Here is a 22434-nt window from a genome sequence, read left to right on the forward strand (position 1 = left end):
AATATCACTGTCATGGCTACTTAATTTGCCTCACCTAGCTTTGGCCTAATGAAACACAAATTCCCCGCGAAGTCGCCAATATGCAACTATATTTACATTAAATACAGGAATAATACGTTTGGCTCAGTGTTTCCTCTTAACAATGGGAAATAGATATGAATAAAAAAGGTTGGCTTATTACGATCAGTGCGATGAGTGGCATTGCAATTTGTGTGTCAGTCGCACTCACACTGCTTCCCGGCAAAGATCATACACATGAAATACCTGAACACGCCGACCATCATGACGAATCGGCGCATCACAATCATGCACATGATCTCAACATCGAACCCACGAGAGAAGTCATCTCACCAATTCCCGATAGCATTGAAATCGACAAGCCGTTGGCCAAGTTAGGCTGGATACTCTTCAAAGATCCGAAGCTATCTTCCAATAATCGAGTAAGCTGCGAAACTTGCCACAGTTTAACTACCAATGGCGCTGAGCCCCATGCGACGTCAACAGGTGTAAGAGGTACTGGCACTAGGAATTCGCTCACCGTATTTAACGCCGCTTTAAACTATCGCTTTTTCTGGGACGGTCGTGTTAACAATCTACATGAGCAAATAGATGGCCCAATTCACAATAGTTTAGAGATGAATTCCAATTGGAGAACAATAGAGAAATATATTTCTGAGTCTTCACGCTATTCCACGCTGTTCTCGCAGCTGAACTTAGAGATTTCAGAGCAATCCATTAAGTCTGCGCTGGTTGAGTTCATGTCAGCTCAGTCACTCCAAATTCAGCTTTCGACCAATATTTAAAAGGCGATGCCCAAGCCCTCACCCAGCAACAGCTTCGTGGCTGGGAAGCCTTTCAAGCACAAGGTTGTATTCGATGCCATCGTGGCACCAATGTTGGTGGTGGTATGGTGATGAGATTTGGTTTCTTCGGTGAAGAGACCAAAGGCAAAGAGCGATCAGTAGATACTGGCCGCTACCTCATCACTTCCCGTCCAGAAGACATGTTTCTATTTCGAGTTGCCAGCCTACGCAACGTCGTTGATACACCGCCTTACTTCCACGACGGAAATACTCAATCTTTAGAAGAAGCGATTCGAATTATGGGTAGAAGCCAATTAGGCGTCACATTAGCCGACAACACCGTCAGCGATATTAGTGCATTCTTGTCTTCATTGTCGGGAGAGCGACCTGCCATTTTAGAGGAGTTCAGCAATGACCCATATTAAAGTGCTTTTCGCAGTAGTGACCCTAATTGCCGCGTTGTTGTTGAGCTCGGTTGTCATTCTATACAAAGAGTACAGCCGCTTACTTGATTACCATTCCTTGATACAAAACATTGGTCACGATGTCATCAGTATCAGGGATGCAGTTACTCAGCACGCTCTTAGCCCGCAATCCGATCCGTATTACCTAACTTCCGTGTTGGTTGAAACCGAGAAAAAATCCCAAGCAATCTTATCGGCCTACGATAACAACAACACGTTTAACCTCTATCGAAATGAGATCCACCAGCAGTTCAGGGAATTCAACGAATCACTCACCAAAGTGACCAAAGCCCTTGATAATGTCATTGGTATATTGATCGTCAAAGATGCCCTACTCAATACAGTATCGGAACATCTCAACATTTCTAGCGATAGAGCGTCAACCGCGAGAACAGTGCTCATCAACAGCCTAGATCCGCTGGCTGAAGAGAAAAACATGTCGAATGAATTTGCTTCTACACTCAGAACTTTCAATGAAGTTGAAGCGCAAAAACAACAGTTGTTTAATGTACTCCTTGCGCCCGACAGCATTGAGTTTGTCGAGCAATCAGAGCATCAGTTGGTCGACATTGCAGCCAAAGTCAAAGACCGAGTCATTCAACTGCTCGTCGCGCTAGGATTCCTCGTATCTTCGCTGGTCCTGTATATCTACATTGCTAGGGTGAGAGAACTAAACCGAAACAACTTAGCCTATCAACACGCAATTGAGCGCACTGAAAAAGCTAATCAAGCGAAGTCACTTTTCCTCGCGACCATGAGTCACGAACTAAGAACCCCGATGAATGGTGTACTTGGGGTTGCACAAATCATTCAAGAAGACGCCAAAGACCCTTTGATCCAAGAGCAAGCCAAGGTCATCATCGACTCCGGTCAGCACCTTGTCACCCTTCTCAACGACATTCTTGATTTCTCTAAAGTTGAACAAGGCAAAATGGAGTTGGAGTCCAAGCTCTTTTCTATTGATGAGCTCACTCAACCACTCGACCAAGCATTACGTCCTCTTGCCAAAGACAAAAATATTGATCTGCATATCGATAACCGGGTTAACAACAGCCTTCAGTACACGGGAGATTCCGCCAGATTGCGCCAAGTACTGTTTAACCTAGTAGGTAACGCTATTAAGTTCACCAACGAGGGAAGCGTTGGGGTAGAAATTCAACATGTCGAGCTTGACACAATAGCTACCAATGGAAACAGTTCACCTCGCTCGGGTCTGCAAGTTCAAGTTACAGACACCGGCATTGGTATCGCCGAAGACAAACTTGATGGGATATTCGTGCCTTTCGAACAAGCCGAGCTGTCAACCACTCGAAAATTCGGCGGCACAGGGCTAGGACTTTCCATAGTTAAAAACATTGTCGAACTAATGGGGGGAACCATTAGTGTAAGCAGTCAACTGGGCGCGGGAACTCAGTTTAACTTGTTCCTACCGCTGCCTTCCAAAACTGTGATTGAATCACAAGAAGCTCAAGTCACCACTCCTTCTAGTCATTCTCACAGCGATACGAAAATTAAGATCCTGCTGGTCGAAGATAATCGCGTGAACGCTATTGTTGCTCAGCGTTTTCTCAATTATTACGGCCATGAAATTGAGCTTGCTGCCGATGGGTTAGAAGCATTGGAATACATGAAGAATCAGCGTTTTAATCTTGTGATTATGGATAACCATATGCCTAACCTTGGCGGAACGGAAACCATTCAGCGGATCCGTCAGGAACTCAAGCTCAGCACAGTCATCTTTGCTTATACTGCGGATGTATTTAAAGAAGCGCACGACGACCTTATTCAAGCAGGCGCCAATTTTGTGCTGACCAAACCTTTACAACGCGCCAGTCTCGAGCAAGCAATGGAGCAGTTCCACGCCGACATTTACTACGACAGCTTTGACTACCCACTTACCACACAGCAAAACAACGTGATCCCGTTAGTCCGCTACCCTGTCACTCAACTGCCAATGACCGAAGAAGAATTGTCGCGCAGCACTCGACTCCAAGATCCCCATTTATGTGCAGAAACAAGGTTGGGGCTGCTTGTCGCGCTACAACTCGATTTAGAAAACAGTGTCGAGCAACTCATCAATGCCTATGCGTGTTCAGAGCGTGGTGTACTTAGAGAAGCGCTAAGCTCAGCCAAACAACTCGCGATTCACTTCGGCATGGTCAAAATGCTAAGGCTCGCGGAAAGCTCAGAAGCCACGCTAACTCAATCACAGTTGCCAGATGCTGAAACACTTCAAAAACTCATCAACCGAATGGAGGTAAATATTCATCATGCACATCGCCTGATTGAAGCACTGACGGTTGAGCAAAATGAAGGGAAAGCCGGTACATAGGCTACTATTTAAAGAGTTTTCATCGGTAAAACAAGCAAATAGCGAGGTACTAAGATGAGCAATACTGTTCCTTTAGTTTGGTTACCCGGCTTACTCTGTACCCATGACCTATACCGCAATGTAAACGACTTATTACCTAATTGGGTCGAGCCGAACTGCATCGAGTTACCTGCGCTTAACTCTATGCAGCAATTAGCCAAACATGTGCTCGAGACTCTCCCGCCAAAGTTCGTGCTTGGAGGGTTATCTATGGGCGGTATTCTGTGTTTCGAAGTGTTCAAGCAAGCGCCTGAACGCGTGCTAGGTTTAGTATTACTCGACACTATTGCCACCGATGAAACCGAAGATATCTCAGACAAACGCGATGCTATTGTGCGTAAAGCCGAAGCGGGTCAATTCAACCGAATCACCCGTGATGTATTACTTCCCATGCTGGTTCACCCAACTAGAGCAACCGATGAAGCACTCGTATCTCGCTTAGAAGAGATGGCCAACGACGTCGGCTTAGAAGCCTTTAAAGCTCACGCTCGAGCCTTAGCTACTCGCCCTAACGCCGTTCCACTGTTAGAAAACGTTCAAGTGCCCACTATCGTCGTTACTGGCAAACAAGATCTACTTTGCCCTTTGAACCATCATCTAGAGATCGTTAAGCATTTAAGTGATGTCTCATTGCATGTCATACCAAACTGTGGCCACCTAACCACTTTAGAAGCCCCCGCTACCGTGGCTAACCTAATGAGTAATTGGTTTGCTCACCATCAACGGCGGTTTGTTTAATCATAACGATATTTTGTCTTAACGATTGAAAACCTGATTAGTCGATTCCCTCAACCTTTGTTTCAATACCGCCGCAGACAAATGTCTACTCAACTTGTTTCTATAGGTATTGAAATGTTTTCAATTGAAGATGTAGTGGTCGCAACCAAAGGTGTCGACCTAGGTGAAATGGTCGTGACTGGCCTAAGCGCTGGCGGCTTTTACGTTCATGTAAAAGCTGGCGAAATGACGCTAACTTACCCAGCTCAAGATTTGAAGAAAGCATAAGCTCAATCTAATCTCATAAAAGCAGCCACTACGGCTGCTTTTTCATTCCTAACATATCCCCCCCCCCCCTTTTAGCCTTCACTCTATCTCTGCTTTCGCAACTCACTCATTTCACTTCTATACTGAGTTTTATATAAATTAATAAGCCTAGGCCCTTAGCCAAATACTCATGCAAGCGCGCTCTATATGAGCTTATGCGACAGCAAGAGGCTTGGAGAAGCAGGAGCAGCAATGGCCGATAATTCGAATGACCCAGAAGAACTAATGAGTATCATTGAAGATACTTCTGAGTCTGATTTACCCAAACTCAAACGCCCTACTTGGAAAGTGTTGGTAGTGGATGACGATAAAGATGTTCACCAAGCGACAAAGCTCGCAGTGAGGGAACTCATTGTGGAAGATAGGCCGCTAGAGCTCATCCATGCATACTCTGCACACGAAGCCGAGCAAAAGCTAACTCAAGAACCCAATATCGCGGTGATCCTGCTTGATGTCGTAATGGAAACCGACACCGCAGGGCTCGATTTGGTTGAAAAAATTCGCACTCAGCTACACCTCTTCACTGTTCGTATTATTCTGCGCACCGGACAGCCCGGATATGCGCCAGAGATGGACACCATCCAGCAATACGACATCAACGACTATCGCACTAAGTCCGAACTCACCCGTATTCGTTTATTCACCATTTTAACCAGTGCGATTCGGGCCTACCGCCAGATCCAAAATCAACAACTGTTGCGGCAAGGATTAGAAAAAGTCGTCAATGCCAGTACCGAACTGGCCAATATCCATTGGCTACGGCTATTTGCCGAAGGGGCTGTTAAACAAATTAGTGCTTTGTTCCAAATTGAGCCCGAAGGATTAATATGCGCCCAGCAGTTATCCGCTAATGAAGAACATAACGCTCAAATCATCGCGGCGGCAGGTAAGTATTGCGATCTGGTTCAGTGCCCGCTCACAGAGTTAGCCTCTAAAACCGTTCGCGATTGCTTACAACGTTGTCTAGTGAACAAAGAAAACTTATTCGAGCCACACATCACACTCTACTTTTCGACTGCACAAGGGCGTGGCATTGCTGCCTATGTCGAAATCGAGCGTCCACTAGAAGCCATCGATAAGCACCTGTTGGAAGTGTTTTGTGCCAACCTAAGTGTCGGTTTCGATAATGTCATGCTCTACGGCAGGCTCGAACAACAAGCCTACGTTGACCCATTACTCAAAGTCGCAAACCTCAATAGCCTGCTGCAGTTTCTGACTGATTCTAATGACTGTGAAAAACAACATTCCACCCTCGCATTGGTCGATGTCGATGAGTTTGCGGCTGTGAACGACAGCTTTGGACACCAGTTTGGGGATGCCCTACTCAAGGCAATATGTACCCGCTTAATTGAGCACTTCCCACGCTGTTTTATTGCTCGAGTTGGTAGCGATGTATTCGCCATCGTCGGCCCACCCAGCGAGGTCAATTCATCAGCCATTTTAGCCACGTTTGAGCAACCCTTTGTCGTTGGCGAACAGCCATTCAACGCCATGGCGAGTGTAGGTTTAGTTAAAGTCGACCATTGTGAAACTGAGCTATCAAGCCTATACAAAGATGCCCAACTCGCTCTTAAGCAGGCTAAGCACCACCACCGTGGAGCAGCGGTTACATTTTCAACCAGTATTGGTCAATCGGCTCGAGACCGCATTCAAATGCTTGCCGAACTACGCGAGAGCGTGGCTAACAGTGCGCTGTTTCTCATGTATCAACCCAAATACCACTTAGAAACAGGAACGCTTACCGGGATGGAGGCGCTACTACGTTGGAAGAATAAACATGGTTCGCTTGTGCCACCAGACATGTTCATTCCTCTGGCAGAGCAATCAGGGCTAATGGTGATTATCGGCTCTACTGTACTAGAACAAGCGTGCCAGCATTTGGCGGAGTTAAAACAGCGTGGCCATGCCACACTGTCAATGGCTATTAATATCTCTCCAGCCCAACTTGAAGAAGCAAACTTTATTGCACTGCTTAAAGGGACACTAAACCGGTATCAGCTCTCGCCCCAGCAAATAGAAATCGAAGTCACCGAAACCATGGCGGCCAACGACCTTGAGTTCATGTGCGACATTCTCGCTCAAGTACGAGCGCTGGGTTGCAAAGTGGCAATCGATGACTTCGGCACCGGATTCTCGTCGTTAAGTGTGCTGCACCGGCTGCCCGCTACCAGGCTCAAAATAGACCGAACCTTTGTCAACGCGATGGAAGACGACGACAGTATCGCCAAGATGATCGTGAATCTCGGCCAAACACTCGGTATGGACATCACTGCCGAAGGAATAGAAACCGAACTACAAAAACAAAAACTACAGCAATTTGGCTGTGAAGAAGGACAAGGTTGGCTGTTTGCAAAAGCGCTCGAATTCCCGGATTTGTTGCGACTTATCGAAAGCCAGGAACAAAGCTGATAACGCAGTTTATTTGAATTAAGGATCCCCCATGGACAGTAATTCTCAGCCCAATAATTCTTCAGAGCAAGGTTCACATATTTCCGCCAATGCACTGATCAGGCGATACCGATTGATCATCTATGGTGGTTTGCTGCTAATTGTCATGCTGACTTTGGGTAACGCTGCTTATTTGAGTAAGCAACTAAAATCTCAGGCAATTAACGAAGAAACGCATCGTGCATTACAAACCTTGCTGTCGCTCAATCAAACCGTATCTGTCTCGCTTACTCATGTAGATAACATGCGCTCAGCGGTAGAAACAGCTAGGGGTACCCCTGAACTTATACAGGCTAAACAAACTCTAGACTATATCAATAGTCAGGCAGCTAACTCACCTCATGGCGCGCCTTGGCAAAACCTTCCAGACAAGCTGAAAAACATCCTTGGGCAGCTATTCATCCGCTCTAATGCACGCGACCTATCACTGGATCAGCTCGCGCTGCTTTCTATGATGCCAGCGGTTAACGTTACGCATCAGCTCTACCCAGAATTCCAATGGAGCTATTACTACGATGCAGATCAAGCTATGACGCAGGTATACCCTTGGCTGGGGCACGATGTCATTCTGACGGCAACAGGCACAAGCACCATTGATGAAGCCATAAACGTGATTTATGAAGCCGGCGGCACTTTCCCTCTCGACTTGGTTAACCCACAAGCTAACACTCGTAGAAACAAAGTGTGGACCACGCCCTATATGGATGCGGGTGGTAAAGGAATGATGGTGTCCTTACTCGCCCCAATTTACAACCAAGACACGTTTATCGGTGCGGTAGGTACTGATATCACGTTAAAAGTGCTCGATAAAATATTGTCCAAAGCACATGGTCATATTGGCCGCTTGGTACTGGTAGACAACCAAGGGCTTGTTGTGGGTGACAGCGAAGGCGCGCTTAAATCAAAAACCGAAGCAGTCACGCACGAACAAGTGTTCAGTTTTGTCCCCGCAGGAGAGACTCACACTGTGCCTCAAGGGGAGTTACAACGTAGTGCAAATGGCTATTGGCTCAGTTATTCGTTGGATAACACCCCATGGAACCTAGTGGTTGAGCTGCCCATGTCGCAAATTCGATCGCATATCCTAGGCGCTATTTTGCCCTATTTGATATTGGGGGGCGTATTCGCCCTATTGCTACTGTTTGTTGTGCTTTACCAACACTGGAGCTTTAGCCAACCAGCACTGCAATTGGCAAAGTTTGTCGAGGAACTACCAAAGCGCGATCCTATCCGCGTACCATCCATTCCTGACAAATGGCGTTACTGGTTCGAAAGCGCGGCTAATACAGAGATAGCACGCCGTGAACATCTAGAAACCATCAACAAACACAACCAAGAACTTGAACAGAGAGTCGCCGAAAGAACACAAGAGCTAGAAAAAGCCCTAGCACAACTGAAAGCCACCCAAGATGAACTCGTGCGATCTGAAAAGCTCGCAGGGCTCGGCTCTTTAGTAGCGGGGGTTGCCCACGAGCTAAATACACCTATCGGTAATGCGCTCATGGTTTCCACCACGATCAAAGACATCAACAAAGAGTTTGTCGCTGAATTAGAACAAGGTCTGAAGCGCTCCGTTTTAGACCAATACATTGAACAGAGCTCCGAATCCGCAGACAGCATTGAACGCAACCTCCACCGGGCAGCAGAGCTCATCACCAGCTTCAAACAAGTGGCGGTAGACCAATCCAGTTACCAGCGCAGACAATTCGACTTACCTGAAATTCTCCATGAATTAAGAGTCACCATGACGCCAAACCTGACGCGCCATCAGATAGAACTCGAAGAAGCATTTGAAGGTGCCATCTCCATGGATAGCTACCCAGGGCCATTAACACAAGTGCTCATGAATTTACTCAGTAACGCGGTCGCCCATGCATTTTCCGAACAGGACACGTCACAAAAACTCGTCACTATTCGATGTACACTAACCAACGCTAACACCGCTTGTATCAAGGTGGCGGATAACGGATGCGGCATTGAGCAGAAGCACTTGTCCAAGATATTTGACCCATTTTTCACCACACGGCTTGGTCAAGGCGGCTCGGGTCTAGGGCTCAACATTGCTTATAATATTGTCACTGGATTGCTAGGTGGCGACATTAAGGCATCAAGCACATTGGGAGAAGGCACCACCTTTAGCATTGAATTGCCTCTGAACGCTCCAGATTCTTGAAGACGTACCCTTTCTTTGCGTGTAGCGAGGCGCTAAAATGTCGCGCAAATGACTGAATTGGATCGACCATGGCAAAACTAACTCTACAAGAGCAAATGCTAAAAGCAGGCTTAGTGAACGAAAAGAAGCTGAAAAAGGCAAAAAAAGGCTCTAAGAAATCTCGCGTCCAAGCTCGCGAAGCGAAAGCAGCCGTTGAAGCGAATAAACAGGCTCAACAAGAACGCGATAAAGCGCTGAACGAACAGCGCAACCAAGAAAAGCTGTCGAAAGAGATTCGTGCTCAAGTGAAACAGCTTATCGACATGAACAAAATCGATCTGAAAGACGGTGATATCAAATACAACTTCACAGACGGCAAATTCGTAAAGTCGATCTACGTAGAATCTTTGGTACAAGACCAGCTGGCAAAAGGTATTTTAGCGATTGCGCGTTATGGTGAGTCTTATGTCGTTATCCCAGGCTCCGTTGCAAAGAAAATCGCAATGCGTGATGACGAAACCATCATTGAAACCAAAACGACTGAAGAAGAGATCGCACCAGAAGACGACCCGTATGCAGATTTCGTCGTTCCTGACGACTTAATGTGGTAAACGTAAATTCAGCCAAACACAAAAATCAAAAAAACCGCCTATTCGGCGGTTTTTCTATGCAGCGTATTCGCGCAGCTTAGCGAAGTAAGTCGGATACTTGTTGCGGATATGTCGTTGCTCCTGAACCATATCTTTGAAGCTCGGACCTCGAGTCAATTGCACAATGATTTCATTGTTGTCTAAACGCAATATCGCCCCTTCAATTTGTACCTGGCTTTCATCGTGTAAATCCAGTATTCCTCTTAATTGGAACCCTTGATGAAAAGATGACGACTGATTAACAACAACACGTATACCTTTTTCGGAAACTTCACTCACATGGTATAAGTCACCCTGAACTCGCACCACAGGTCGAGCGCGCTTAGGGTACTTTAAGCGATAATATTGGCGCTTCTGGGCAAATGATGCTTCACTCATGTATTAACAACCTCAATCCTTTGATACTTCTACTTCGGCCCAAACTCATTGAACTTTAATTAGGGCATCCCCTAAGTTTAGTTAATCGCGAAACAAATAGATACCACTAGCAACAAAAGCTGTGACTATCATTTCGCTCCTCAGCACGGGATACATTTACCTTTAACACCAGCTCAGCTGTGGTTTTTTCGATTAGTTTTGACCAACTTACACCACAATTGCTATGGTGGTTCAACGCTCTTGCCATCAGTGGCCGCTACACACTGATAGGGCTAAACCAAAGTAAAGACAATAACTTAAGTAGGTAAACATGTTTCGTATCGGTCTTCTCGCCCTTGGTGCTATCTTGCTCTCTGGTTGTTCTAATCAACAAGCAAGCCAACTGGGTATGCGAGGTAGCCCAGTCACCGCCTATCCGCAAAACATGACCAATATGCAATTGTGTGAAACTTTGTACTACAAACGCCCAACAACACAAACCAAAGTAGCCATTGGTGCAGAGTTCAATAAACGCCGGTTGAACAAACGCTGGTGCGATAATGAATACAAGAAATGGTACATAGAATCTGCTGTAGAGGCATTGACATCGTCCACTGAATAACCTCCCCTAAATGTATCAATCTTGCTGATATTATTTGCCCACGCTCCGAGCTAACCTCCCCGTGAAACATATCGATAACAAATACCAAAACCCAACGACATTCATGATGTAACATATTGATATATTGAACAAATTATCAATAGATTGAATTCTTGAATGATATTCACACTATCAACTTTCCAAATTTTAAAATCGACAAAAACTATACAAAGATACGTCTGGGTTGTTTGTGTCAACGGCAAACTTTTCGAAAGACAAGGACGCAAAGCTTCCGGCCTAAGGACTCAGTCTAAGGTAGCGGAGCTACCACAAATATCTGGTTTATCGTTAACCAAATATTGTTGCACTTACTGCTCGTTTTCTTATAAACGAAGGTAAAAACAATGAAAAAGCAAACATGTTTACTTGCGGTGAGTACCGCACTGGCGCTTACCAGCGCCTATTTCCCTGCCATGGTTCATTCCAATGAACTTATTGTTATCCAACACGCGAAAACGCAGGCACCTCAACCTGCACCCGTTCAAACTGAAGTCATTGTCGATAGTGCGTCGGCGACTTGGTCAAACATGTCGATCAAAATGACCAATACTCTTGCGCAAGAAGTTGATATCGACGGCATGGTAATGACGTTCGTATCACCACTCGACGTTACATCGGTATGGGGAAATTTTGCAGGGATAAGCTACCCAAGTAACATCGCGGTTAGCTCCACGCAAACTGATGATGGCCAGTTCTTAATCCAAGTAACAACAACGTACGCAGATGAAAGCTGGATCAACAGTATGCTTCCTGTGGGGAGTGCGATCTCACTACAATTTGGCTTAGGCATGAACGCTACACCAGAGACCATCTCTGATGTGAAAGTCTATTTAGATGGCGTTGAAACGGGCGACGGCGTGATTACACTCACCGCCCCAGCGGCCCCGGGTAGTGACGTTGCAAACCAGCAAGCAACTGCCACACTATCTGGCCCTAATGGCTACCAGCAATCAGTATCGCTCGACTGGCAAACTTCTACGACGCTCGATTCGTTAACTTATGGTGACTACACTCTCGATGTGAACCCAGTTGGCGCATACCCAGCAGATCCTGCAAGCCAAGATCAAACCCTAACTGAAGAAGGCAACGAAGCCCAGTTAACTTGGGGTTATGGTGAGGCAATATACCCTGCAAGCTTTAGTGTCACTTTACCTACGAGTGATATCGTGGAAAGCACTACGCTAACAATAACAGAGCTAGATACAGGCGACCAAAGCTTCTATCAAGCCCTATATGGTCAACAAACCGCAGTCACTAGCCTTACCGATGCGACACGATACCAAGCCAACCTTGAAGGCTACCGACTCAACAATACGCTTCACCAGTTGCTAATGGATGGTCAGGCAGATTACCAATTCGTAGCAAATAAAGATCAAGAAACGTCTCCAGAGGTCACTGAGTCTACTCAAGCTGTAGATACCACTCATTTCTTTGAGACTTATGTAGAGCTTCAAGGTCTGCCAGAGAATCAATCAACTTCGGTAACGCTTGTACACAGTGAAGGCGATATGTATCAGCACGTCACTTCAACGGGTGATGCTCAACGTTACGATATGCTAAGACCAGGAACTTATGCGGTCTCAACACCCGTTGTTGAAGTTGATGGCAAAGAATACATGCTTACAACGACTTCTGCGGTTGTCAGCGAAGCCGGGACACTTACCCTATCATTTACTGAACTTTCGGGTGGTCATGCGAACATTCTCGCGCCATACAAAGACACCAACATCAATGCGGATTGGACCAACGGTGGAATGGAAAGCTTAGTCGACCTTTCTCAGCAATCTGGAAACAAACTCTTTACGCTGGCGTTTATTCTAGGCAGTGAGTGGGATCCCGAAGTATGTGAAGCGTTATGGGGTGGACAGCCAGAGATGAAAGTCTCGGAGCAATGGGGTAAGAAACAGATCGATGATTTGCGCGCCGAAGGTGGTGACGTACTTATCTCATTCGGCGGTGCGAACGGTCGTTACTTGTCACAAGCATGTAGTAGCGAAGATCTACTCTACGCCGAATACAAGAAAGTCATCGATACCTATCAGGTTTATCACCTAGACTTCGACGTTGAGATGGGACGTGAGAACGATGCTGAAGCAATGGAGCGCATGATTGGCGCACTGGTTCGCTTGCAAGCTGAATATCCTCAGTTAAAAGTGAGCTTTACTCTCGCTGCTGCGCCAGACATCGTACGCGGATTCAATGAAGTTGTAGTACCTGCAGTAGAAGCTGGCTTAGAGATCGACAGTGTAAACCCAATGACCATGAGTTTCGGCCCTTGGTATCATGAGAACTATGTCGATGACACCGCAGAGCTTTCTATTCTGACCGTGGAATACTTGAAAACCTTAATGGCACCGCTTTACCCTGAGCTTAGCGATGAAGAGTTGTACCAAAAACTTGGCATGATCCCAATGCAAGGCCTGAACGATCAGCGTGTTGATTCTATTTCTCTTGAGCAAGCAGAGCGCCTAGCGACATGGTCTAAAGAGAAGAACCTGAGATACCTTTCTTTCTGGTCTATCAACCGAGATCACTCATGCATGGATGAATGGGCCTCAGCAACCTGTTCTAGCTCTAAAGACGGAGTACCATTCCAAACCGAGTCTTGGCAGTTCTCTGAGCAGTTCCTAAAATTCCTAGATAAGTAATCTCTAGAAATATAATGCCTCACTAAGCCGCCTATAAGGCGGCTTTTTTCTATCCATTTCGATTATTTTTGAGAAAACTTTTCGCTTAAAAAAATCGTTAACGATTGAAGCTTAAAGCCTTTTTATTTCGCATCAATTTATTTGGTAAAAAGCAGCCAAAATTAGTCCCGAAATCCATTTGACGCTTTGTGATCTGGATCCTAAATTTTTCTATTAAGTATCTTAACTAGGAGGTCATTGAGCATGAAAAGAGCTAGCGCATCATATCGATTACAACTAATTAGAGAAGTCGCGACTCGAAGAGAACGGCAGATGTCCAATGACCCAATGGCCAACTACATTCAGCACCTCCTTGACGAGAAACCAAACTGCGAAGAACACGCGGAAAGAAACCACCGATTCAATGGGAGCCACTTTGACGAACATGCAGGAGGATGGGTAAGTGATGTTTGGGGTCAGAAATAACCAAGCGTATTGAAGGCATAAAAAAAGGCCATGACAGAGTCATGGCCTTTCTCATTTAGAAGCTGAATAGTATTAGAAGCCCGAACCTACATTGAAGTAAAACGCGTTTTCATCCTCACTGAAAGCAAAATCCATCCCCATATGGATGCCATAACGACGGGCAATTAAATAACGAAAGCCTGCACCATAAGCAAACTCAGAATCTTCATACAAGCCATCGAAATCTATACTTGCTGAACCACTTCCAGCGAAGCCCGATAGTGTCCAGCGTGGGGTCAAGTGCCACATCAGTTGTGATTGAACTGAAGCGACATAATTATCTTGATAACGATACGCAGCGATACCTCTTAGCTTTACGTAGGGGCGAGCTAAAGGCGGGAGGCTAAGCTCCTCAGTCGTCAGCGAGGCGTAATTACCGGCAAAACCAAGTGTCCAATGTTCAGAAAGTGGGAAGAATGCTTGTCCGTCTAACGCGAAGGTTTCGTAATCATTGTCAGAGCCTATAGCATCTCTGAACCACAAATACTCGGCATTAATTGAATAGCCATCGGTAGGGAAAAAGAAACTGTTCTTAGTGTCGTACTCAGCGACAAAGCCTAAACCCGAAGCGGTGGTTTCTGTACCAACAGTCAGTTCTAAAATCTTGTTTATGATTTGATTGCTAGAGGTTACTTCAGAACGGATCCAAAACTGAGACACACCTAAAAATAGCGGCGAATCCCCTACTCTAAACTGCAGTTTCTGGATACCACCATAACCTTTATTGTCACTTTCAAAACTGAGAGGTTTGTCTTGCGGCAATAACCCACCAAGATCGGAGTATATATCGATAAATGCATTACCATACCCAATCCCACCCATGTAACGGATCGAATCCTTATTCCATGTACGTCGATGGCCCAAGATTGCAAACCAAGTACCATTTTCAGTCGCTGCACCGCCTGCCACAGTGACCGCAGGTGGTATCAATCTGGCTCCGCCATCTAATGATTCCATCGCCAGCTTCTTACGGTGTTCTTTCTCTTGTTCAGATTCATGCAAGAACACGCCAGCAAAGCCGCCACCTAATCCAACAGCAGGCTCGGTAATCAGTATTGGGACAGGTAAGAAACCATAAGCGTTTTCTGCCAAGTATTCGCCCATGTCAAACATACCGTCGATAGGATCAGTAAACGATGTCGATTGGGCGGAAAAAGTATATGTGGCACTTAATAAGGTAATCGCTGCGCGGGTTTTGTTATTCAATGTGAATCCTTTCAACATTCTAGAAAAGAGTAATGACATAAATAAAAATACGTTTAGGACGTTAAAACAAATCTTGTTGCGGGCTGCTTGGCTCTTGAGGCTCTTCAGTCGGAATTCTACCTTGAAGCATTTTTCTACGGTAGCGTTGTCGACAGAGTTTTATGACGTGTAGTTGCTGGGCAGGAGTCATCGACAACCAGTTGAAGCGTTCTTCCCTTTTACGCATACAACCTTGGCAGTAGCCTTTGTCGTCAACGGTGCAAATCCCTACACATGGACTAGGTACAACAAAAAACTCAAGCTGTTCCATCGCCGCCCCCCTACTTTACCTGCTTATCAACACGTTACGTTAAACTTCAAGCTATTGTCAATTTCGCACACCATTCTGCTCGGTTTAAAAACAAGACTTTATATGAAACTATGACTTAACATTGACAAAAACAGTGTTTTATTAGCTATACTGCACAGCATCTCAAGGTCAGATGACTATCTCGCCTATGTTTCCACATTTGGAGTCTAATTATTATGAAGCTTAGTTTAAAAACACTATTTGCCGCAATCTCTCTTCCTGTACTAGTAACTGCATGCGCAAGTAACGGTGACGATGTGAAAGAAATTACAGCTCAAGATTTACAGCACCACAACTGGGAACTGACTCAAATTGACGGCCAAGACGTTGTAACTAACGAAAAGCAGCAAGCACCTCGCTTAGAGATCGGCGAAAACATGACTGCAAACGGCAACGCTGGTTGTAACAACTTCTTCGGTCAAGGTGAACTGAAAGACAACAAATTCCGTGTCGAAAAAATGGGCATGACGATGAAAATGTGTGTTGGCGACGTAATGGACACAGAGCAAGCGTTCTCTCAAACGCTATCTGACTGGAGCGACATGACGCTAACTAAAGATACACTAACGCTGAAAAACGACGTTCACACGCTAACGTTCACATTGAATGACTGGAAAAACTAATTCAGTTTTTTCCTAATCCATTTTTAAAGGAGCCTTATGGCTCCTTTTTTGTGTCACTTAAGCCGCCTATTTACATCTTCTAACACCTCACCCAACAATTTTCTCCACTTGAATGAAATTATTTCTACTGAAATAAGGTCTATACGCCTGAAGAATCCTACGCTCTGTTTCATCCTTATTAAGGATAGTAATTGATTGAATCTATTATCGAATTACAATGAATCATAGGACTTAGTGAACTGTCTGTGTTTTTATGCTGACATCACATAATTAGAACAATTCAAAATGGACGAAAATATGAAAAAGCTACTCAGCACGGTAGGGCTTGCGGCCACGGTCTTTTCTACCTCTTCACTACTATCTACTTCCGCCTTCGCCACTGATTGGCAAGAAATTGAAGCCCAAGCTGAGGGACAAACTGTTTACTTTCATGCTTGGGGAGGCAGCCAAGAGATAAACCGCTATTTGCAATGGGCTGATACTCGCTTACAGCAGCAGTATGGTGTGACTCTAAAACATGTAAAAGTGACTGACATTGCAGAAACGACGACCCGTCTTATCGCTGAAAAAGCCGCAGGAAAGAATACTGGTGGCAGTGTTGATATGGTTTGGATCAATGGCGAGAATTTCAAATCGATGAAAGACAATGCGCTATTGTTTGGCCCATTTGTGGAATCCCTACCAAGCTGGCAATACGTGGATAAATCCTTGCCTGTCGATGTAGACTTCTCTGAACCAACAGAAGGGCTAGAAGCCCCTTGGGGTGTTGGCCAGTTGGTATTTATTCACGATAGTGAATCGCTCTACAATCCACCACAGTCTTTTTCAGAAATGCTCAGCTACGCTAAAGCTTACCCGAATCGTTTGACTTACCCTCGCCCACCGGAGTTTCACGGTACAAGCGTACTTAAATCTATGCTGATCGAGCTCACCGACAACGACCCTGCACTGGCTAAACCGGTTTCAGAGGCGCAATTCGATGCGGTCACAGCCCCACTTTGGAAATACTTAGATGAGTTTCATAAAGTGGCTTGGCGTGGTGGTAAGCAATTCCCTGCTGGCACATCAGAATCCATTCAGCTTCTCGACGACGGTCAAATCGACTTAGCGGTTACGTTCAATCCTAATGCGGTGTATTCCGCTCAGGCAAGTGGCAAGCTAGAAGAGTCGACCAAAGCTTACGCAATGCAATATGGCGCGCTATCTAACATTCACTTCCTCGCCATTCCATGGAATGCAAAGTCGAGTGCTGGAGCTCAAGTCGCGATCAACTTCCTATTGAGTCCAGAAGCACAATCACGCAAAGGTGACATCAACATTTGGGGCGATCCATCTGTACTGAGCAGCGACTACCTTACTGGCAGCGCAAAGAATACTCAGCAATTCAAATCGGTGGCAGAACCTCACCCAAGCTGGCAAGCCGCGATCGAAAAAGAGTGGTTAAAACGCTACGGAAGCTAGGTTGATTAACCATAAGAGCCGCACTGAGTTACTAAAATAAACAATATGTTAAGAGCCCTTTATATCGTCATCATCGCCATTTGTATCCTACCAACCCTACCAGGGTTGGTAGGAGTGTTGGTGTCTGCATTTGGCTATGTGCCGCCCATTGGGCTAAATCAGTTCTCTCTTGACGGATTTGCACAGGTATTTGATTGGCAAGGCATATGGCAGTCGATTGGCCTCACCGTTTGGTCTGCGATTGCCAGTAGTTACCTCGCCTGCTTGCTCACCTTTGCTATTTTGAAAGCGAGTTGGGGAACGCGTTTTTGGCGTAAAATAGAACTGTCACTGTCTCCCCTTCTTGCGATGCCTCATATCGCGTTTGCGATTGGATTTGCATTCTTGTTTGCGCCAACAGGCATGGGGGTTCGTGCACTTCACTCCCTATTTGGATTTGAAGCTTCAGCCAGTAACGTCGACGCTATGGCGTTGCTTGTGAAAGACCCTTACGCGCTTGGGCTGATTGTTATGCTTGCGCTGAAGGAAGTACCGTTCTTGTTGTTGATGAGTATTTCTATTCTGGCTCAACTCAACATAGAGCAGACAGAAAAAGTCAGTGCATCTCTTGGCTACAGTAAGTCACAGATGTGGTGGAAATGTATCTTGCCTCAGTGGTTCCGCAAACTGCGCTTCCCAATGTTAGCAGTGATCGCCTATTCTCTATCCGTTGTCGATGTCGCGCTAATTATTGGCCCGACTAATCCACCTACCCTAGCGGTATTGGTTTGGCAGTGGTTTAGTGACCCAGATTTACAGTTATTGCCTAGGGCCGCGGCCGGAGCAGTCGTATTGTTTGTAATCGCTTCGCTTTTGATTGGATTCGCTCGTGGATTTGAATGGGCACTGACGAAAGGGCTTCGCCGCTGGCAATATTCCGGCCGTTTCGGAGTTGCACTCCCTGGAAAGTCTATTTTTGCTGGGCTGCTATCATTAGCCATCATCATGTTGCCATTACTTACTCTATGGAGCATAGCTCAGCGCTGGCGCTTTCCTGATCTTTTACCAAGTCGATACAGCGAACGTTTCTGGCAATTCGAGTGGCAGGGGCTAATAAGCACAATCAATCAAAGTGTTTCTATCGCTCTGATTAGTGCGACGATTGCGTTGTTTCTGGCTGTCTTGGCTCATGAATATCGCATTAGATATCGCTTACAGGTACCCGGCTACATTATTGCTATCCCAATGTTACTGCCCCAGTTATCGCTACTGTTTGGTCTTCAAGTCGCCACGCTATACATAAGTAGCGATGCGTACTACTTATGGGTTAACTGGGCGCATGTTTTCTTCGCATTTCCATTCGTCTATCTATCGCTAGATGGGCCTTGGCGCAGCTTCAATCCTACGCTAACACGCGTCGCACTAAGTTTAGGAAAAACGCCACTTCAAGCTTGGTATAGCGTTAAGCTACCAATCTTATTACCTGCGATAGTGTTTGCTTGGGCGGTCGGGATCAGTGTCAGCCTAGCACAATACTTACCAACCCTAATGCTCGGAGGCGGAAGGATTAGCACCATCACTACCGAGGCCGTTGCTCTTTCTAGCGGGTTCGATCGCCGTGTCACCGCTATATACGCTATTTGGCAGGCAATTCTGCCACTATTATTTTTCTCCTTTGCGATAATAATCAGCCGCTTACAGGTTAGATATCGCCGTTTATCTATCAAAGGTCTAATTCCGAATGAGTCTTTGTCTCGAAAACCTCGCCATCCGTAAAGCCGGTGGCGATGCATTGTTTTCCTCTTTAAATATGGAAGTACAACCAGGGGAAGTACTTACCTTGATGGGCCCTAGTGGCTGTGGTAAATCCACCTTACTTGATGTGATCGCTGGCCATCTATCGGATGAATTTACTTACACCGGTTCAGTACGACTTAATGGGCAGTCACTGTGTGAGCTCGCCCCCCATCAGCGAGAAGTCGGGATATTATTCCAAGATGATTTGCTGTTTCCCCATCTAAACGTTTGGGAGAACTTGGCTTTCGCACTGCCAAACTCAGTCAAAGGCAGTGAGCGTAAAGCTCAAGCCATGCACGCGCTTAAAAGTATCTCACTTACTAAACTGGCCGAGTCGTTTCCAGACCAAATCTCAGGGGGACAGCGAGCCCGTATTAGCTTGACGCGTATGTTACTCGCCAAACCTAAAGTGGCACTGCTCGATGAACCTTTCAGCAAGCTCGACAAAGACCTACGAATCCAGTTTAGGGATTGGGTTATTGAGCAGTTAAAACAAGCAAATATCCCGGCACTTATGGTGACTCACGACGAAGACGACATTCCAGACAATGGAAAGGTTTTACACTGGCCTTGGGAGAACACACATGCTTGATAGTGTTAGTATTAAAGTGATTCGTTGGCCACTGGCTCAATCGGCAAAAGTGCTCAATCGATTCAACGTCACCGCCAATCAAGTTACCTTGTTCGGATTTGTTTTAGGCTGTTTGGCGTTTCCGGCGCTGATAGCCGAACGATACGACATTGCTTTGGTATTCATTCTGTTAAACAGAGTGTGTGATGGACTTGACGGTGCATTAGCAAGGATTCAGGGCATCAGTGATTCCGGCGGCTTTCTGGATATTAGCCTCGACTTTCTATTCTACTCGCTCATCCCATTTGGCTTTGTGTTAGCCAACCCAGAGAGCAATGCCATCGCCGGAGCATTCCTTATCTTTTCTTTCATCGGTACGGGAACCAGTTTCCTTGCTTTTGCCGTCATGGCAGGAAAACGCGGTATTGAAAACCCTGTCTACAAACACAAATCGCTCTACTACATGAGTGGCTTAACAGAAGGAACAGAAACCATTGGATGCTTCATCCTGTTCTGCTTATTTCCTGCTCATTTCGCCATTATCGCTTATGTTTTCGGTGCAGCTTGCTGGTTTACGACTTTCACTCGCATTTATTCAGGTTTTCACACTCTGAAGTGAGCAAAATTAGCCACTGCAAAGATATAAATATCCTTATATAACACCGGAAATTCATCAACCAAAAGCCAGCTCTAGCAAATAAAGCTTATCGCACTAATTTAAGAGCTGGCATCTTTTAAGGAGTTGTGAAATCTATTGTTATATACATCAGTAAGCCATCGCCGATAGTTTAAGCGGATATATACTAACCCTTATGCAAGCTCGCACTTTATACGTCATAGGGGTTCTATGAAGAGATTTTCAAATTATATTGTGACTCTTTATCTACTTTCGACAACAGTTCCACTCGTCTTACTTTTATTGTTGGTCTCCTACCTGAAATACCAAGAACAGCAACAGCTACATACCGACAGAATCAAAGAAGCGATAAATCTACACAAGAAGTCGGCCACGCAAGCAATCTACGCCAATGACAGAGCGATGGGGAAAGCGGTGGTCAACAATCTGTCCGCGATTGATTATGTCGCTTCCGCCACCTTATTTAGTACTTATTCTCAGGATATATTCGCCCGTACTCGGCTAGATTCTAACGTGGAGAGTTCCAGTGGCATGGCACTGGATTTGATGGTTGATGGTGAGCATATTGGAACACTCTCCATTCAAAGAACCGACGCCCTATTTCTGCAAGACGCTGTAAGTAGCAATGTCCTTTATGTGCTTTCAGCGCTCGGGGTGATTATTCTCGCATCCATTGTTTTTAGCCGTGCGATCATTCGAGCACTCAAACAGCCCTTTTACGAAGCTCAGCGCTATGGATATTTATCGATAAAAGGGCACACGGCACCAACTCCGCGACTTCATCTGTTTGAAGAGTTCAGTCAGCTATTTGCGTCCATGGACCGCCTACAAGACAGAATGCTCGATAGCTTAAACACAGCTAAAGCGGCCCGGAACCAGTATCAAACCACTTACAACCTCACGCAGGTTTGTCTGTTTGTTATCAACACGCAAGACAAAACCGTGACGCGAGCAAATCAAAAATTCATCAACGTATTTGGTTCTTGTGAGGTGGTCAATGCGGTCGGCAACAAACAAAAGAGAGAGCAGCTATTATGCCTGATTGCGTCTAACGAGTTTAAAAGTGGCGATACCCTAAAAATCGACCTCAATACAAAATCACGCTATTACAAAATCAATAAAGTAGACATTTCTCACCACAGTATTGAATGTTCAGGCTTAGAAGTAACCCGACTAGTGAACACACAAAAAAGGCTGGAAAAGAAAGTCCTGCTAGACCCATTAACCGGTGCATATAACCGTACGGGCTTTAGGCAAAAGATCTCTGAATTGGCGAAACGGCCCGAATCAAACAGCACCGTCTTGATGATTGACTTGAATGGGTTCAAATCCATCAATGACACATACGGTCATGCAGCGGGAGACCACACTCTTTGCCATGTTGCCAGCCGTCTGAAAACAGCCGCTGGCGACAGCGCTTCTGTCTATCGATTGGGTGGTGATGAATTCGTACTGGTATCGGAATCGCTGGTAAACAAAAAACAGATCCAGCAGTTGGCAATCAACATCGCCAACTGCATCGAAAAGCCTACCAACTTTAAGGGTACAGCGCTGAATGTGTCTGCCAGTATCGGTATTGTGTACCAGCAAAGTGCAGCGCAAATAAAAGATTCAACGACACTGGCAGACAAGGCTATGTATTATGCCAAATACCACCAGTTTCGTTTTGTGTTCGCAGATGAACTGCCGTCGGCGTAGTTATCTCACCC

At 45.7% G+C, this 22434-nt stretch carries 18 protein-coding genes, 1 pseudogene and 1 riboswitch; of the genes and pseudogenes, 16 read left to right on the plus strand and 3 right to left on the minus strand.

The annotated features are described in order from the left end of the window. The first annotated feature begins 155 nt into the window (after nucleotides 1–155). From ACXABW_RS08880 to ACXABW_RS08910, 7 genes and pseudogenes are all read left to right on the plus strand, one after another. Nucleotides 156–1228 (plus strand): annotated as a pseudogene (locus tag ACXABW_RS08880) (cytochrome-c peroxidase). After that, the gene (locus tag ACXABW_RS08885) at nucleotides 1215–3599 is read left to right on the plus strand and encodes an ATP-binding protein (RefSeq protein WP_457522262.1); all 2385 of its coding nucleotides are present in this window, start codon (nucleotides 1215–1217) and stop codon (nucleotides 3597–3599) included. Before ACXABW_RS08880 ends, ACXABW_RS08885 begins: the two are co-directional and overlap by 14 nt. Before the next feature lie 54 nt (nucleotides 3600–3653). Further along, nucleotides 3654–4376 carry an alpha/beta fold hydrolase gene (locus tag ACXABW_RS08890; RefSeq protein ID WP_457522264.1) on the plus strand — a complete coding sequence of 241 codons (723 nt, stop codon included), beginning with the start codon at nucleotides 3654–3656 and terminating at the stop codon, nucleotides 4374–4376. A 114-nt stretch (nucleotides 4377–4490) separates the two neighbouring features. Then, the gene (locus ACXABW_RS08895) at nucleotides 4491–4643 is read left to right on the plus strand and encodes a hypothetical protein (RefSeq protein WP_457522266.1); all 153 of its coding nucleotides are present in this window, start codon (nucleotides 4491–4493) and stop codon (nucleotides 4641–4643) included. A gap of 231 nt (nucleotides 4644–4874) precedes the next feature. Next, entirely contained in the window at nucleotides 4875–7091 is a 2217-nt protein-coding gene (locus ACXABW_RS08900) for an EAL domain-containing protein (protein ID WP_457522268.1), read from the plus strand. Nucleotides 7092–7122: 31 nt separating this feature from the next. Next, nucleotides 7123–9303, plus strand: coding sequence for an ATP-binding protein (locus tag ACXABW_RS08905; protein ID WP_457522270.1), 2181 nt, complete (start codon nucleotides 7123–7125; stop codon nucleotides 9301–9303). 68 nt (nucleotides 9304–9371) lie between these two features. Continuing rightward, nucleotides 9372–9893 carry a DUF2058 domain-containing protein gene (locus tag ACXABW_RS08910; protein ID WP_457522271.1) on the plus strand — a complete coding sequence of 174 codons (522 nt, stop codon included), beginning with the start codon at nucleotides 9372–9374 and terminating at the stop codon, nucleotides 9891–9893. A gap of 54 nt (nucleotides 9894–9947) precedes the next feature. Here ACXABW_RS08910 and ACXABW_RS08915 read toward each other — a convergent pair whose 3' ends face one another. After that, nucleotides 9948–10310 carry a PilZ domain-containing protein gene (locus tag ACXABW_RS08915; protein ID WP_252027454.1) on the minus strand — a complete coding sequence of 121 codons (363 nt, stop codon included), beginning with the start codon at nucleotides 10308–10310 and terminating at the stop codon, nucleotides 9948–9950. Between the two features lie 310 nt (nucleotides 10311–10620). Between ACXABW_RS08915 and ACXABW_RS08920 the strand changes: the two genes are divergently transcribed. From ACXABW_RS08920 to ACXABW_RS08930, 3 genes are all read left to right on the plus strand, one after another. Beyond that, a complete protein-coding gene (locus ACXABW_RS08920) occupies nucleotides 10621–10911 on the plus strand; it encodes a hypothetical protein (RefSeq protein WP_457522273.1) in 291 nt (96 codons plus the stop codon). A gap of 227 nt (nucleotides 10912–11138) precedes the next feature. Beyond that, nucleotides 11139–11222, plus strand: a riboswitch (cyclic di-GMP riboswitch). A gap of 72 nt (nucleotides 11223–11294) precedes the next feature. Continuing rightward, entirely contained in the window at nucleotides 11295–13598 is a 2304-nt protein-coding gene (locus ACXABW_RS08925) for a hypothetical protein (protein ID WP_457522275.1), read from the plus strand. 243 nt (nucleotides 13599–13841) lie between these two features. After that, nucleotides 13842–14063, plus strand: a complete 222-nt coding sequence (locus tag ACXABW_RS08930; RefSeq protein ID WP_252027457.1) for a hypothetical protein — start codon at nucleotides 13842–13844, stop codon at nucleotides 14061–14063. Between the two features lie 72 nt (nucleotides 14064–14135). Here ACXABW_RS08930 and ACXABW_RS08935 read toward each other — a convergent pair whose 3' ends face one another. Next, nucleotides 14136–15308: a BamA/TamA family outer membrane protein gene (locus ACXABW_RS08935; RefSeq protein WP_457522276.1), complete on the minus strand. Its 1173-nt coding sequence runs from the start codon at nucleotides 15306–15308 to the stop codon at nucleotides 14136–14138. Nucleotides 15309–15369: 61 nt separating this feature from the next. Beyond that, nucleotides 15370–15618, minus strand: coding sequence for a DUF1289 domain-containing protein (locus tag ACXABW_RS08940; RefSeq protein WP_252027459.1), 249 nt, complete (start codon nucleotides 15616–15618; stop codon nucleotides 15370–15372). Between the two features lie 215 nt (nucleotides 15619–15833). On the opposite strand from ACXABW_RS08940, the gene ACXABW_RS08945 reads away from it, so the two are divergent. The 6 genes from ACXABW_RS08945 to ACXABW_RS08970 all read left to right on the plus strand — a co-directional run bounded on the left by ACXABW_RS08945 (nucleotide 15834) and on the right by ACXABW_RS08970 (nucleotide 22423). Continuing rightward, nucleotides 15834–16280 carry an META domain-containing protein gene (locus ACXABW_RS08945; protein WP_252027460.1) on the plus strand — a complete coding sequence of 149 codons (447 nt, stop codon included), beginning with the start codon at nucleotides 15834–15836 and terminating at the stop codon, nucleotides 16278–16280. Nucleotides 16281–16577: 297 nt separating this feature from the next. Beyond that, nucleotides 16578–17741 carry an ABC transporter substrate-binding protein gene (locus ACXABW_RS08950; RefSeq protein WP_252027461.1) on the plus strand — a complete coding sequence of 388 codons (1164 nt, stop codon included), beginning with the start codon at nucleotides 16578–16580 and terminating at the stop codon, nucleotides 17739–17741. Nucleotides 17742–17786: 45 nt separating this feature from the next. Further along, nucleotides 17787–19496 (plus strand): ABC transporter permease, encoded by a 1710-nt coding sequence (locus ACXABW_RS08955; RefSeq protein ID WP_457522278.1) that lies wholly within the window; start codon nucleotides 17787–17789, stop codon nucleotides 19494–19496. After that, complete coding sequence (locus ACXABW_RS08960) at nucleotides 19462–20109, plus strand: ATP-binding cassette domain-containing protein (RefSeq protein WP_265687028.1); 648 nt, start codon at nucleotides 19462–19464, stop codon at nucleotides 20107–20109. The genes ACXABW_RS08955 and ACXABW_RS08960 overlap by 35 nt, the downstream gene beginning before the upstream one ends. Beyond that, nucleotides 20102–20707: a CDP-alcohol phosphatidyltransferase family protein gene (locus tag ACXABW_RS08965; RefSeq protein WP_457522281.1), complete on the plus strand. Its 606-nt coding sequence runs from the start codon at nucleotides 20102–20104 to the stop codon at nucleotides 20705–20707. Before ACXABW_RS08960 ends, ACXABW_RS08965 begins: the two co-directional genes overlap by 8 nt. A gap of 228 nt (nucleotides 20708–20935) precedes the next feature. Then, a complete protein-coding gene (locus ACXABW_RS08970) occupies nucleotides 20936–22423 on the plus strand; it encodes a GGDEF domain-containing protein (protein WP_457522283.1) in 1488 nt (495 codons plus the stop codon). Nucleotides 22424–22434: the final 11 nt, after the last annotated feature.

The organism is Vibrio paucivorans (genome assembly GCF_054053395.1).